Source organism: Maribacter vaceletii (assembly GCF_003634105.1).
Taxonomy (GTDB): Bacteria; Bacteroidota; Bacteroidia; order Flavobacteriales; family Flavobacteriaceae; genus Maribacter_B; species Maribacter_B vaceletii.
Window position 1 is genome coordinate 84873 of the sequence record NZ_RBIQ01000011.1, and the last position, 15022, is coordinate 99894.

The 15022-nt window shown below is 32.6% G+C and carries 15 protein-coding genes; 14 read left to right on the top strand and 1 reads right to left on the bottom strand.

Features of this window, described 5'->3' with window-relative positions; genetic code table 11:
- Positions 1 to 24: 24 nt before the first annotated feature.
- The 14 genes from CLV91_RS14495 (at position 25) to CLV91_RS14560 (ending at position 14370) form a co-directional block, all read left to right on the top strand.
- Complete coding sequence (locus tag CLV91_RS14495; RefSeq protein ID WP_121068949.1) at positions 25 to 1023, top strand: homocysteine S-methyltransferase family protein; 999 nt, start codon at positions 25 to 27, stop codon at positions 1021 to 1023.
- 35 nt (positions 1024 to 1058) lie between these two features.
- Positions 1059 to 1400, top strand: coding sequence for a four helix bundle protein (locus CLV91_RS14500; RefSeq protein WP_121068950.1), 342 nt, complete (start codon positions 1059 to 1061; stop codon positions 1398 to 1400).
- Complete coding sequence (gene metH, locus CLV91_RS14505; RefSeq protein WP_121068951.1) at positions 1397 to 4108, top strand: methionine synthase; 2712 nt, start codon at positions 1397 to 1399, stop codon at positions 4106 to 4108. The genes CLV91_RS14500 and metH overlap by 4 nt, the downstream gene beginning before the upstream one ends.
- A 1-nt stretch (position 4109) precedes the next feature.
- Positions 4110 to 4349, top strand: coding sequence for a hypothetical protein (locus CLV91_RS14510; RefSeq protein ID WP_121068952.1), 240 nt, complete (start codon positions 4110 to 4112; stop codon positions 4347 to 4349).
- A 20-nt stretch (positions 4350 to 4369) separates the two neighbouring features.
- Positions 4370 to 4846, top strand: coding sequence for a DinB family protein (locus CLV91_RS14515; RefSeq protein ID WP_121068953.1), 477 nt, complete (start codon positions 4370 to 4372; stop codon positions 4844 to 4846).
- Between the two features lie 22 nt (positions 4847 to 4868).
- On the top strand, positions 4869 to 5822 hold the full coding sequence (metF, locus tag CLV91_RS14520) for a methylenetetrahydrofolate reductase [NAD(P)H] (RefSeq protein ID WP_121068954.1): 954 nt from the start codon (positions 4869 to 4871) through the stop codon (positions 5820 to 5822).
- A gap of 64 nt (positions 5823 to 5886) precedes the next feature.
- Positions 5887 to 6987 (top strand): acyloxyacyl hydrolase, encoded by a 1101-nt coding sequence (locus tag CLV91_RS14525; protein WP_121068955.1) that lies wholly within the window; start codon positions 5887 to 5889, stop codon positions 6985 to 6987.
- Positions 6988 to 6996: 9 nt separating this feature from the next.
- On the top strand, positions 6997 to 7755 hold the full coding sequence (locus CLV91_RS14530; protein ID WP_121068956.1) for a head GIN domain-containing protein: 759 nt from the start codon (positions 6997 to 6999) through the stop codon (positions 7753 to 7755).
- 10 nt (positions 7756 to 7765) lie between these two features.
- A complete protein-coding gene (locus CLV91_RS14535) occupies positions 7766 to 8833 on the top strand; it encodes a serine hydrolase domain-containing protein (protein ID WP_121068957.1) in 1068 nt (355 codons plus the stop codon).
- A 100-nt stretch (positions 8834 to 8933) separates the two neighbouring features.
- Positions 8934 to 10052: a copper resistance protein NlpE gene (locus CLV91_RS14540; protein ID WP_147406428.1), complete on the top strand. Its 1119-nt coding sequence runs from the start codon at positions 8934 to 8936 to the stop codon at positions 10050 to 10052.
- Between the two features lie 389 nt (positions 10053 to 10441).
- Positions 10442 to 11269 (top strand): prephenate dehydratase, encoded by an 828-nt coding sequence (locus tag CLV91_RS14545; protein WP_121068959.1) that lies wholly within the window; start codon positions 10442 to 10444, stop codon positions 11267 to 11269.
- The gene (locus CLV91_RS14550) at positions 11266 to 12411 is read left to right on the top strand and encodes a pyridoxal phosphate-dependent aminotransferase (RefSeq protein WP_121068960.1); all 1146 of its coding nucleotides are present in this window, start codon (positions 11266 to 11268) and stop codon (positions 12409 to 12411) included. Before CLV91_RS14545 ends, CLV91_RS14550 begins: the two co-directional genes overlap by 4 nt.
- A gap of 4 nt (positions 12412 to 12415) precedes the next feature.
- On the top strand, positions 12416 to 13282 hold the full coding sequence (locus CLV91_RS14555; protein WP_121068961.1) for a prephenate dehydrogenase: 867 nt from the start codon (positions 12416 to 12418) through the stop codon (positions 13280 to 13282).
- Between the two features lie 5 nt (positions 13283 to 13287).
- Entirely contained in the window at positions 13288 to 14370 is a 1083-nt protein-coding gene (locus tag CLV91_RS14560; RefSeq protein WP_121068962.1) for a bifunctional 3-deoxy-7-phosphoheptulonate synthase/chorismate mutase type II, read from the top strand.
- A 40-nt stretch (positions 14371 to 14410) separates the two neighbouring features.
- Here CLV91_RS14560 and CLV91_RS14565 read toward each other — a convergent pair whose 3' ends face one another.
- A complete protein-coding gene (locus CLV91_RS14565) occupies positions 14411 to 14851 on the bottom strand; it encodes a hypothetical protein (RefSeq protein ID WP_121068963.1) in 441 nt (146 codons plus the stop codon).
- Positions 14852 to 15022 lie beyond the last annotated feature (171 nt).

Sequence of the window (15022 nt, forward strand, 5' to 3'; positions counted from 1 at the left end):
GGTGTTTCGGGAGACTTATATGCTATGAAAAAGAATATTCAAGATATTTTAAAGGAACGTATTTTAGTGTTAGATGGTGCTATGGGAACTATGCTGCAACGCTATAAATTTACAGAAGAAGATTTTCGAGGAGAACGCTTTAAAGATTGGAAATCTCCAGTACAAGGAAATAATGATTTATTGTCTTTAACCCAACCAGAAGCTATTGCAGAAGTACACAGAAAATATTTTGCTGCAGGAGCAGATATTGTAGAGACCAATACATTTTCTAGCACAACCATTGCCATGGCAGATTATGACATGGAGGAGTTGGTTTATGATTTAAATTACGAATCTGCTAGAATAGCAAAAATGGTTGCTGATGAGTTTACAGAAAAAGAACCTCATAAGCCACGTTATGTTGTTGGTAGTATTGGACCTACGAATAAGACCGCTAGTATGTCTCCAGACGTAAATGATCCTGGTTATAGAGCTGTTTCTTTTGATGAGTTGCGTATAGCTTACAAGCAACAAGTAGAGGCTTTGTTAGATGGGGGCTCAGATATGTTAATGGTAGAAACAATTTTTGACACCTTAAACGCTAAAGCTGCTTTGTTTGCTATTGAAGAAGTTAAAGAAGAACGTAATATTGAAGTCCCAATTATGGTAAGCGGAACTATTACAGATGCCTCGGGTAGAACATTATCTGGGCAAACCGCAGAAGCATTTTTAATTTCTGTTTCTCATATTCCAATTTTATCGGTAGGTTTTAATTGTGCATTAGGAGCCAACCAGTTAGTGCCGCATTTAGAAGTTTTATCCGCTAAAACTAAGTTTGCAGTATCAGCACATCCAAATGCAGGATTGCCAAACGCCTTTGGTGAGTATGATGAGACTCCAGAGCAAATGGCATCACAAATAAAAGAATACGTAGAAAAGAGTTTGGTAAATATTGTTGGTGGTTGTTGTGGTACAACGCCAGAGCATATTACTGCCATAGCGAATTTAGTTAAGGGTATAAAGCCAAGGTCGTTAAACGTTTAACGTTAATCATTTTCGTTGTTTTTAAATTATTTAAGTTGGACTATAAAGAATTAGATATTTGGGTACAGGCACGTAAATTGGTAAAATCTGTTTATGTTTTTCCTAAGGATGAGCAATATGGCTTAACTTCTCAGATAAGAAGATGTGCTATTTCAGTGTCCTCAAATATAGCGGAGGGTTGCGGTAGAAGAACGTCTGCAGATACTATTCGTTTTTTGCACATAAATAAAGGTTCTTTATATGAATTAGAAACACAATTAATTTTAGTTAACGATTTAGAGTTTCTAGAATCAGACATAAATATTATTTTAAAAGAAGTGGAAAGAGTAAAAAAGTTGTTAAGTGGTTTTATTAATTATCAAAGGAAAATAGGATGAACATCGAACAACAAACAACGAAGAACGAAGAACGAAGATACCTGAAACTTTCGGGCTTAGAACCTTTAGTTCTCTCTGAGAATACAAATTTTATAAATGTAGGAGAAAGAACCAATGTTGCAGGGTCAAAAAAATTCCTTCGATTAATAAAAGAAGAAAATTTTGAAGAAGCGCTTAGTGTAGCAAGAGAACAAGTAGATGGCGGAGCTCAGATTATTGATATTAACATGGATGATGGACTTATAGATGGTAAGCAAGCCATGGTTAAGTTCTTAAATCTTGTTATTGCAGAACCTGATATTGCTAGGGTTCCTATTATGATAGATAGCTCTAAGTGGGAAATTATTGAGGCAGGGTTACAAGTTGTTCAAGGAAAATGTGTTGTAAATTCTATTAGTTTAAAAGAGGGTAAAGAGCAATTTATTCATCAGGCTAAACTTATAAAAAGATATGGTGCTGCTGTAATTGTGATGGCTTTTGATGAGGTTGGGCAGGCCGATAATTATGAGCGTAGACTAGAAATTGCAAAACGTTCTTATGACGTTTTGGTAAATGAAGTAAATTTTGCTCCAGAAGATATAATTTTTGATTTAAATATTTTTCCTGTTGCTACAGGTATGGATGAGCATAAGCTTAATGCTATAGATTTTATTGAAGCAACAAGATGGGTAAGAAACAATTTACCACATTGTAGTGTAAGTGGAGGAGTAAGTAATGTCTCGTTTAGTTTTAGAGGGAATAACCCGGTGAGAGAGGCTATGCACTCGGTGTTTTTATACCATGCAATCCAAGCTGGTATGAATATGGGAATTGTAAACCCTAGTCTTTTGGGTGTTTATGATGACATTCCTAAAGATTTATTAGAACGTGTTGAAGACGTTGTTTTAAATAGGAGAGATGATGCTACCGAAAGGTTATTAGATTTTGCAGAAACCGTAGTTGGTACAGCAAAAGAAAGTAAGATAGATTTATCTTGGAGAGAAGAGCCTTTGCAAAACCGTATTACTCGGGCTTTAGTAAAAGGAATAGATAAGTATATTGTAGAAGATGTAGAAGAGGCTCGTACAAATGCAGAAAAACCTATAGAAGTTATTGAAGGAAATTTAATGACTGGGATGAACGTTGTTGGAGATTTATTTGGTAGCGGAAAAATGTTTTTACCACAAGTAGTAAAATCTGCCAGAGTAATGAAAAAGGCAGTTGCATATTTATTACCATATATAGAAGAAGAAAAGCTAAAAAATCCACAAGTAGGAGATTCTGATAACAATGGAAAAATATTAATGGCAACTGTAAAAGGCGATGTTCATGATATTGGTAAAAATATTGTAAGTGTTGTTCTTGCTTGTAACAATTATGAGATAGTAGATTTAGGAGTAATGGTTCCGCCAGAGAAAATTATTAATGCTGCTATAGAGCACAATGTAGATATTATAGGCCTTAGTGGATTAATTACTCCGTCTTTAGATGAGATGGTTTTTTTAGCAAAAGAAATGGAACGCCAGAATTTTAATGTTCCTTTATTAATTGGTGGCGCAACAACAAGTAAAGCACATACAGCAGTAAAGATAGATACGCAATATAGCAATGCAGTAGTGCATGTAAATGATGCCTCTAGAGCAGTTACGGTGGTTGGCGATTTATTACAGAAAGAAACCTCTTTAGATTATAAGAAAAATATAAAGTTAGATTATGAATCTTTCCGAGATAAGTTTTTAAGCAGAACAAAGAAAAAAGAATATAAAACAATAGAAGACGCTCGTAAAAATAAATTCCAAATAGATTGGGAAACATCAAATATTGTAAAACCAAATAAATTGGGAGTACAGGTTATAAAAGATGTTTCTTTAGAAAAATTAGAACCATATATAGATTGGTCTCCGTTTTTTAGAGGATGGGAATTACATGGTAAATTTCCAGATATTCTTATGGATGAGGTGGTTGGTAAACAAGCAAAAGAGTTGTTTGACGATGCACAACAAATGCTTAAGAAAATTTTTAAAGAGAAGCTTTTTACAGCAAAAGCTATTTTTGGATTATTTCCTGCAAATGCAATTAGTGATGATGATATTGCTTTAGATCATAACGGGAAAGAGTACTTTTTTAGAACATTAAGACAACAATTAAAACGTAGAGAAGGAGTAGCAGATTATGCACTTGCAGACTTTATAGCACCTAAAAGTACAGGTAAACAAGATTATATTGGTTGTTTTTGTGTAAGTACAGGTTTTGGGGTAGATGAAATTGCAGACGCTTATAGGGCAGACTTAGATGATTATAATTCTATTTTAATAAAAGCATTAGCAGACCGTTTAGCAGAGGCTTATGCAGAATATTTACATAAAGAGGTGCGTATAAATCATTGGGGATACGCAGCTAATGAATCTTTAGAAAATGAAGATTTAATAAATGAGACCTATAAAGGAATACGTCCTGCACCCGGGTACCCTGCATGTCCAGACCACTTAGAAAAATTAACTATTTGGGAACTTTTACAAGTAGAAGAAAAGATAGGAGTAAAGTTAACCGAAAGTTTGGCAATGTGGCCAGCATCTAGTGTTAGTGGTTACTATTTTGCTAATGAAGAAGCGCGTTATTTTGGATTAGGAAAAATAAAAGAAGATCAGGTTGCAGATTTTGCAAGCCGGAAAGGAATGCCTTTAGAAGAAGCAACTAAATGGTTGGTAACAAATATATCAGACGAGTAATATGAAAAAATTTATAGAAGTTTCTTTAGGTAGTTATAGTATTAGTCATGGATATGATACTAATAATAAAGAGATAACTGAAAATTTTAAAGTAGAAGGTTTTTTTAAGAAAATCGTAGCACTAGAACGTATAAAATCGGTTAGTGAAAAATACATTTTGACAGATTATTTGGATGGAAGATGGATATATTGGGAGTATAAAGAGACGTATAATGATGTAAAATTAATGTTGGGTTTGTAACTATTTTTATTTTGTAAATTATGGAGATAGAAAATTATTGTTCTACCATTAATGAAGTTTTTAATGGAGAACCTTGGTTTGGAAATTCATTAGTTGGATCTTTACAAAACATTCCACTTAAAAATTGGAATGTAAAACCTAAAAACACTTCTAACTCTATTGCAAGTATAGTTTGTCATGTAATAGATTGGAAGTATTTTGTAATTGAAAAATTAAAAGGAAATACTTCTTTTGATATAGAGCTAAATACTAAAGCAGACTGGAGAGAAAATGTAGTAGTATCTTCGGAAGAGGAAAGAGATAAAATAGTATTAGAATTAAAAGTGTCACAAGAGGAGCTTATCAAATTAGTAAAAGAAAAAAAGGAAACTTGGTTACGTGAAAAAACAGTGGGTAAACAATATATAAATGATTTTATGTTGCATGGTGTCTTACAGCATGATGTATACCACTTAGGACAAATCAACTTAATCAATAGCCAATTAAATAGCCTTTAAGAAAGGAAATAAGTTTAGAGTAATGAAAGTAACAGATCACATTAAAAAAGCGAACGGAGAAACATTATTTTCTTTTGAAATAGTGCCTCCTGTTAAAGGGAAAAATATTCAGCAATTATATGATAATATAGACCCCTTAATGGAGTTTAATCCTCCTTTTATTGATGTTACAACCTCTAGAGAAGAATATGTTTATATTAAAAAATCAGGTCTTTTAGATAAACAAATAACTCGTATGCGACCAGGAACAGTTGGTATTTGTGCTTCTTTAAAACATAAATATAATGTAGATACTGTACCACATGTGCTTTGTGGAGGTTTTACAAAAGAAGAAACAGAATACATGTTGGTAGACTGCCAGTATTTAGGAATAGATAATATTATGGCTTTGCGTGGCGATGCTATGCGAGAAGAACAATATTTTACACCAACAAAAGGCGGACACCCTTACGCAGCAAGTTTAGTCTCTCAAATTCAGAATTTAAATACAGGAAAGTATTTGCATGACGATACTCCTATGGAGAATAATGCTAATTTTTGTATTGGAGTAGCAGGATATCCTGAAAAACACTTAGAAGCACCTTCGTTACAATCGGATTTAAAACGATTAAAAGAAAAGGTAGATGCTGGGGCAGATTACGTGGTTACGCAAATGTTTTTTGATAATCAAAAATATTTTCAGTTTGTAGAGGCTGCAAAAGAAATAGGAATTAATGTACCTATTATTCCAGGAATAAAGCCAATTGCTGTAAAAAGGCATTTACAATTGTTACCACAAGTATTTAAAATAGATTTACCGCAAGATTTAATTGATGCTGTAGATGGTTGTGAAAATAATAAAGCGGTAAGGCAAGTAGGTATAGAATGGGCAATACAACAGTCTAAAGAATTAAAAGAAGCAGGGGTGCCGGTATTACATTATTATTCTATGGGAAAATCTGATAACGTATATTCTATAGCTAAAACATTATTTTAGAGAATATTTTTTTGTTAAAAATAAAAGAATTAAGACTAGTCTATAATCCCTATTTTTGTGGTTTATGAGACTAGTTTTTTTTATAGCCCTATTTTTTTCATTTTCTTTTTGTTTTTCACAAGAAGCTATAGTTGCAAAAAAGTATACCATTGATGCTAATCAATTTTATGGTTCTGTCTTAAAACATAATCCAAGTATATCGCACTTAATTAAAGAGCACCCTGGTGGTGTTATTTTGAGCTTAAATAAAAAAACTTTTGGGCAAGAAGAGTGGGAGCAGGCTTATAATTATCCAGATTTGGGGTATTCTTTCATATATCAAAATATGAATAATAGTACACTTGGGGAACATTATGGTGTTTTTCTTCATTATAATTTTTATTACTTAAAAAGAAACTTGCAATTAAGGTTTGGGCAGGGGGTATCTTACAATACAAACCCTTACGATAAGGAAACTAATTTTAGGAATAATGCCTATGGAACCTCCATTATGGCATCGGTTTATTTTATGCTTAATTACCATAAAGAAAATATTTATAAAGGCTTAGGGTTTAAAGCAGGGCTTTCTTTAATTCATTACTCTAACGGAAGTTTTAAATCGCCAAATACATCTACCAATACATTGGCTTTTAATGCAGGGCTTGTGTATGATTTAGATGGCGGAAAAGAGATAGCTTTTAAAGTAACCGCAGAGAAAGAAAATTTTAAAGAACCTGTAAAGTATAATTTAGCTTTACGAGGCGGAATTAATAGTAGTGATGTGGAGGGTATGGGGCAATATCCTTTTTATATTATATCTGCATACGCAGATAAGCGTATAGGAAGAAAAAGTGCCTTTCATGTAGGAACCGATGTTTTCTTTTCTAGGTTTTTAAAAGAGTTAATACGTTTTAGGAGTATATCTTTTCCAGAGGATACTATTTCTGCGGATACAGACTATAAAAGAATTGGTGTATTTGTAGGACATGAATTATTTATAAATAAACTGTCCATAACTACGCAATTAGGGTACTATGTGTATTATCCTTTTGATTTTGAAGGTAGAATATATAATAGGCTAGGATTAAAAAGATATGTAGGAGACAAGGTCTTTGCGGTAGTGTCTTTAAAATCTCATGCAGCAAATGCCGAAGCTATTGAGTTTGGAGTAGGAATTCGGTTTTAAAATAGACAAGTGAAAAAAATAAAGCACATATATTTTTTAGTAGTACTACTAAACTTTGCATGTAGTAGTACCAATGCTCCAGATTGTTTTCAGGCAGCTGGAGATTTATCTATAGAAGAAATAACTGTACCTGTCTTTAATAAAATTACAGTTTTTGAAAATATAGAATTAATATTAAAAGAAGGAGAGCAAAAAGTAGCGATAGAAACTGGGGAGTTTTTAAGAGAGGAAGTAACTGCAGTTGTTAAAGACAACAGATTAATTTTAAGAGACGAGAATAATTGCAATTTTGTAAGAGATTATGGGGTAACAAAAATCTATGTAACAGCACCTAATATTACAGAAATACGAAGCAGTACCAGTTGGCCTGTTCGCAGCGATGGTGTGTTGTCTTATGGTGGTTTAACATTATTATCTGAAAGTTATGGGGAGCCAGAAGCAGAAACAACAGATGGAGAATTTAATTTGATGTTAAATTCCAATACTATTTCTATAGTAGTAAATGGTAATTCATATTTTAAACTTTCTGGAACAACAAATAATTTAAATGTGGTTATAGCAGCAGGGGATTCTAGGATAGAAACAGAAAGTCTTATTAGTAACAATGTAACATTTAACCATAGAGGGTCTAATGATTTACTTATATCTCCCCAAGAAACTTTAAATGGAGTTTTGCGGGGGCCGGGAGATGTTAGGAGTTTTAAAAAACCACCTATAGTTTCTGTAGAAACTTTATATACAGGGCAATTAATTTTTGAGGTCAATTAATTAATGTACCATGAAAAATCCTATTATTCGATATTTAAAAAAAGTATTTTTGTCAGAGAATGTGATAGGAGATAATACTTCCTTGCAAGGGTTAGTAAAGGCAGATGTTCTTTTGCAAAATTTAATTGAAGAGAAAAAGATACCAGGCCTGGCAATAACCGTTTTAGAAAAAGGAAACACTATTTTTCAAAAAGGATATGGTTATGCAAATATTGAAGAGAAAAAACAGATAAATCCAGTAAAAACGCAGTTTAGAATTGCAAGCGTATCTAAACCCATTGCAGCAACGGCTTTAGCACATATGGTTGCTGACGGATTAATAAATTTAGATGCTTCTTTTTATGATTATGTGCCATATTATCCTAAAAAAGAATGGGATTTTACCATCCGTCAACTAGCAAGCCATACCGCAGGAATAAGAAGTTATGAGGGAATGGAGTATGCCTTAAATAAGCCCTATACTATAAAGGAGAGTATAGCTATTTTCAAGGATGATGTTTTGTTATTTAAACCAGGAACAGATTATTTATATAATAGCTATGATTGGGTTTTAGTCTCTCTTGCAATGCAAGAAGCTAGCGGAATACCATTTGAAGAGTATGTAAAAGAGAAGGTTTTAAAGCCTTTGAATATGAAAAAGACGGTTGCAGAAATTCAGGAACACGTATATCCAAATGCCACTTCTTTTTATGTAAAAAACAGAGGGGGTTTTAGAGAGGCTATTCCGGTAAATAATTTCTATAAGTTAGCCGGGGGAGGGTTCCTCTCTACCACAGTAGATATAGCAAATTTTGGAAAAGCATTTTTAGAGAATAAAATTCTTTGCAAAGAGACTATAAGTCAATTTTTAACTTCAGCAAGTATAAAGGGCAAATTAACGTATTATGGACTAGGTTGGCAGGTTAGCCAAGATAGTAAGGATAGAGATTATTTTGGGCATATAGGTAATGGTGTAGGGGGGTATTCTAACTTTTATGTGTACCCTAAAGAACAACTAGTGTTTTCTATTTTAACAAATGGTACCAATCCTAAAATACAAGATGTTTTAGATGAGGTTATTTCTTCCATTATAGGTTAAACATAATATTCCTTTTTTTTAGGTTGTAAGTTGTTACAATAAAGTAAGAAGGTTCTTCGTTTCTGCTAAGGAATCAACCATAAAACCAAAAATTAAAATTATGAAAAAAGTAAACGTATTCTTAATGGGCTGTTTAGCAGTTGCGGCATTATCATGTTCTAAAGATGATGAAAAGAAATTAGATGAGAACTCAGATCCAGACGGGGTTAACAAACAAGAAGAAGTTTTACTAGATGTTAACGCGGTAAGTAGTGGCGTAACTATAGAAGGAGCTACTAAGGTTCAAGGAAGCCCAGTACCTAGCGGAGATATAGAATTTAGTTTAGATTATGAAAAGCAAACTGCTTTTCAAACCAATGGCTTTAACATAGAATTTAAGGCTCCAGCGGGTTTTGCAGGTGCGTATGTGCAATTGAAAGATGAAAACGGAATGGCCGATTCTTATTTTGATATTCCTGTAGGAGCTACTTCTGGAGTATATAATAAAGCTGCAAAAACTTTTGAAAGAGGACTTTTTGCAAATAAAAAATCGGCTAAAAGTAATTTAGCAGGAAAAGGTGAAGACACTTCTATAGATGTAAACTTTGAAGCAGAAGTTACAGCAGGTACTTTTTGTTATCTAATTTGTGTGTATGATGGTCAAGGAAATATTAGTGAACCAGAAGAGGTTTGTGTAACTGTAGAGTCTTGGGGTGGTAATACTAACCTTGTTGCAGACTGGGATTTTACAAAAGAGATAGATAATGGAGAAACAATAAATAAAGGAGATGAGTATTGTGATGAAGATAGTTATACAACTACTTTAGATTGCGCAAGTGGAGAAGCTAAAGAGATTACAATAGAATATTGTTATACTACAGATAGTTTACTAATGACTTTTAATAGTGATGGTACTTACGAGTATACTTATAACGATACTGATAGAGATTTTGATTGGGACGCTTCAGAGGAATCTTGTGAAGCAGTTTATGAGGATGAGGAAGAAATATATACCTCTAAAGGTAATTGGGCGTATAATGAAGAGGAAAGTAAATTAACCTTAGTAGAGTTTGAATACACTGAAACGTATAATGGCGAAACTGAAACGGGAGTAGAAGAAGAAGGTTATTTAGCTTTTGACGGAGAAATAACTCTTACTGCAGATAAATTAGTTATTATAGAAAAAGATACATACGAAGGAGAAGAAGAAGTGTACGAGTATCATTTCAATAAAAAATAAGATAAAAACATATCTTTACTTTAAAAGCTCTCCAAACGGAGGGCTTTTATTATTTTAATAATTCGCAACAATATTTGATAAATATAAAATTATTGTTATTTATTGTTGTATAAATTTAAAAATAAGTAAAAATAGAGATTAAAGCTTTTGTTTTTGAATATAATGATTACATTAGCCAAAGTTTTACAAGAAAATGACAAATAAATATTTCTTTAACAGTTTTACATTCTATTTCTTTTTTAAAAGAAGTACGGGACTGTTCTAGCATATTTTAAAACATATATAGAGTAAAGTTCCGATACATATCGGAACTTTTTTTTTGATTAAAGTTCAAAGAATTAGCTTTAATAAAGCTGAGCGAAGTTGAAGGATATTAGTATATAGCGTAAATGAAATTAAATATAGCCATACAAGGAATAAAAGGGTCTAACCACCACCAAGTAGCAAAAGACTATTTTGGAGAGGATGTAAACTTGGTAGAATGTTTGTCTTTTGATTTTCTTGTAGATCAGTTATTACAAGGTACAGCAGATAAAGGGATTATGGCCATAGAAAATTCTATTGCAGGTTCTATTATTCCTAATTACGCTTTAGTTTACCACAACAATTTGCATATAATAGGGGAACAGTACCTAAATATTCATCATAACCTTATGGTGTTAAAAGGGCAAAAAATTGAAGATATTGATGAAGTTAGATCACACCCTATGGCATTGTTACAGTGTAAGGATTTTTTTAGAGCCTATCCCCATATAAAAATGGTAGAAGATGTAGATACGGCAGAAACTGCAAAACAAATACAAGAAAAGCAGTTAAAAAATATTGCGGCTATAGCCCCTAATGTAGCAGCAGAGCTATATGGTTTAGATATAATAGCACCGGAAATACAAACTATAAAAAATAATTCTACCAGATTTATTATAGTAAAAACAACCAATAAAGAATTACCTAAACAAGAAATTAACAAAGCGTCTATACGTTTTGTAACAGACCATAAAAGAGGAAGCTTAGCAGCCGTTTTAAATGTAATGAGCGATTGTAGGTTGAATTTAACTAAAATACAATCTCTCCCAATAATAGAAACACCATGGAAGTATGCTTTTTTTGTAGATATTACTTTTGATAATTATAGTAATTTTGACAAAGCAAAATCGCTCTTAGAGATTATGGCAGAAGATTTTAAAGTATTAGGAGAATATAAAAATGCAAGAGCATGATTACTACTGCAGATAGATTAAAAACAGTTGAAGAATACTACTTTTCAAAAAAATTAAGGGAAGTACGTGGCTTAATAGCAGATGGTAAACCTATTATAAACATGGGTATAGGCAGCCCAGATTTGGCACCTTCTAAAGAAGTTATTACTGCGGTGACTAATTCTTTAGAAGACGCAAATGCGCACCAGTACCAAAGCTACCAAGGGTTGCCAGAATTGCGTGAGGCAATTGCGGATTTTTATAATGCTAAGTTTAAAGTAGCGCTAAATCCTGTAAATGAAATTTTACCTTTAATGGGCTCTAAAGAAGGTATAATGCATATTTGCATGGCCTTTTTAAATCCTGGAGATCAAGTTTTAATTCCAAATCCAGGATATCCAACCTATACTTCTGTAACTAAATTAGTTGGGGCAGAAGCAAAGCAATATAACTTATCTGCTAAAAATGGTTGGTTTCCAGATTTAAAAACATTGGCAAAAGAAGATTTATCTAAAGTTAAACTAATGTGGGTAGGTTATCCGCATATGCCTACAGGAGCAACAGCATCTAAAGAACAGTTAAAAGAGCTTGTTCAATTTGCAAAGGAACATTCTATTTTGTTGGTAAATGATAACCCATATAGTTTTGTGTTGGGTACTAACCCTACCAGTATTTTGTCAATTAAAGGCTCTAAAGAAGTAGTTCTGGAATTAAATTCTTTAAGCAAAACATTTAATATGGCTGGTTGGCGTGTAGGAATGGTTATGGGGAGTGCAGAAAATATTAATGCTATTTTAAAAGTAAAGAGTAATATGGATTCTGGAATGTTTTACGGAATTCAAAAAGGAGCAATTGCAGCATTACAAAGCGGGGACGAATGGTTTAGTGGGTTAGATCAGGTATATACTTCGCGTAGAAATTTAATGTATCAATTAGCAGATAAGTTAAATTGTGAATATGATAAGAGCGCAGTAGGTATGTTTGTCTGGGCAAAACTTCCGTTGGGCATTGTATCTTCAGAAGATTTTGTAAATGAAGTTTTATACGATAAAGATATATTTATAGCCCCAGGAACTATATTCGGTAGTAATGGTGAAGGCTACATTAGATTTTCATTATGCGTAACGGAAGAAAAAATAAAAGAAGCAATAGCAAGATTTTAATAAAATGAATGTATTTGTAATTGGTATAGGATTAATAGGTGGTTCCATGGTAAAAGACATTAAGCGCTTAATGCCTAATGTTACTATTTATGGGATTGATGCAAAACAGGAGCATATAGATGAGGCATTGTCGTTAGGAATAATAGAAGAGCAAGCAAATTATAGTCAATTACCAATTGCAGATGTAGTAATTGTAAGTATTCCAGTAGACGCAATGATTAAAGAGCTTCCAAAAATACTAGATGCAGTTAATGATGATTGTGTTGTTTTTGATGCAGGTTCTACTAAGCTACAAATATGTAAAGTATTAGATGAGCACCCAAAAAGAAGAAATTTTTTGGCATGCCACCCTATTTCGGGGACGGAATTTTCAGGGCCATCAGCAGCAATTAATGGGTTGTATGAAGGGAAAACAAATATTATTTGCGAAGTAGAAAAAACAGCTTTTAAATTACAAGAAAGAGCATTAGAGCTTTTTCAGACTTTAGGAATGCGTATTAGGTATATGAATCCAGAAGCGCATGATAAACATATAGCATATGTATCACATTTGTCACACATAAGTTCCTTTATGTTAGGAAAGACGGTTATTGAGAAAGAAAGAAATGAACGTGATATTTTTGACATGGCGGGAAGTGGTTTTGAGAGCACAGTTCGTTTAGCAAAAAGTTCACCAGCTATGTGGACACCTATTTTTAAACAAAATAAAGAAAATGTGGTGGAAACTTTAGAAGGGTATATTAAGAACCTAACCGAATTTAAAAAGATGTTGTTGGCAGACGATTATGATGGAATTTATAATGAAATGAATAACACCAATAAAATAAAAGAAATATTAAACGGAATACCACAAACAAAGAATAAAGTATAAGTAAAATGAAGAATTCAAAAGAAATGAGAACATGGTTGGATGACATGCAGCTAGATCATCCACTAGTAATAGCAGGGCCATGTAGTGCTGAAACAGAAGAGCAAGTTTTAAAAATTGCTCATGAATTAAAGGATACCGATGTAAGTTATTACAGAGCAGGTATCTGGAAGCCAAGAACTCGTCCAGGGAATTTTGAAGGCGTAGGTATTTTAGGGCTTAAATGGCTACAAAAAGTAAAAGCAGAAACAGGTATGAAAACCTGTACTGAAGTTGCAAATAGAGCACACGTAGAACTGGCTTTAGAACATGATATTGATTTATTATGGATTGGTGCTCGTACTTCTGTAAGTCCGTTTATCATGCAAGAAATTGCAGATGCACTAGCAGGTACAGACAAAATAGTTCTAGTAAAGAATCCAATTAACCCAGATTTATCATTATGGTTAGGTGGTATAGAGCGTTTGCATACTGCGGGTATTAAAAATTTAGGAGCAATACACAGAGGTTTCTCTACCTATGAGAAAACTAAATATAGAAACATTCCGGAATGGCAATTAGCTATTGAGTTTAAAAACAAATTTCCAGATTTACCATTAATAAACGATCCATCGCATATTACAGGTAATAGAGAAATGATTTTTGATGTTTCGCAAACTGCATTAGATCTTAATTTTGATGGACTAATGATAGAAACACATTTTGATCCAGATAATGCTTGGAGTGATGCTGCGCAGCAGGTTACACCAACAAAACTAGTTCAAATAATGAAAGATTTAAAAATTAGAAAAGAATCTGATCCAGAAGCAGAGTATAATAAAGAGTTAACAAATTTACGTGCACAGATTGATGTTATTGATAATCAATTAATAGAATCTTTAGGGAAGCGTATGAAGATTTCTGATAGTATTGGAAAACTTAAAAAAGAGAAAAACGTTGCAGTATTACAAAGCAATCGTTGGAACCAGATTTTAGGCGCTATGATTTTAGAAGGAGAATCTAAAGGATTAAGTGAGGAGTTTGTTTTAAGAATGTTTAAAGCAATTCACCAAGAGTCTATCAATCATCAAGAGAAGATTGTAAATAACTAAACAATTAAAATCCCGACTTAATTAAGTCGGGATTTTTTTTTTACTTCTTAAAAATATAACGAGTAATAAAAATACCTTGTCCATCTTTATCTCCAGCATCACTCTCAACTGCGCTAACCACATGTATTAGTTGCCAACCTTCCTCAGACATTTTGTTAAGCTTAGAAGATATAACAGCATCATTAGCAGCAATGTTCTGAAAACGTATTCCGGTAATATTGTAAAAATTCAGCAATTTTGTTTCTTCAAAATTCTTTACTCTAATATCCTTCCTTTTAGATTTATTCCGAGTATTATCTTCCTCTGTTTGGGTAGAAGTATATTCTTTATAATTTTTTTCTTCTTTTGCCTCAATAATCCTAGAACGCCCCATACCACTTGGAACAATAGACTCTACACTTGTAATTACTTTAAATTCCTGCGCATTAGTTTCTATAAAACATGTTAAAGCTAATGCAATACCTAATATTATTTTTTTCATTGTATTGTTTATTTTAAAGACAAAATAAATTCTAATGGGTTGCATCTTAAGAATAGTTTTTTATTTATGTGTAAAAAAATTGGAGTATACTTTGGGTAAAATAAACTTAAAAAGCAGTCAATTATGTAATAAAGCATACAAGCTATACATTACTAAGTGTATAAATACTTT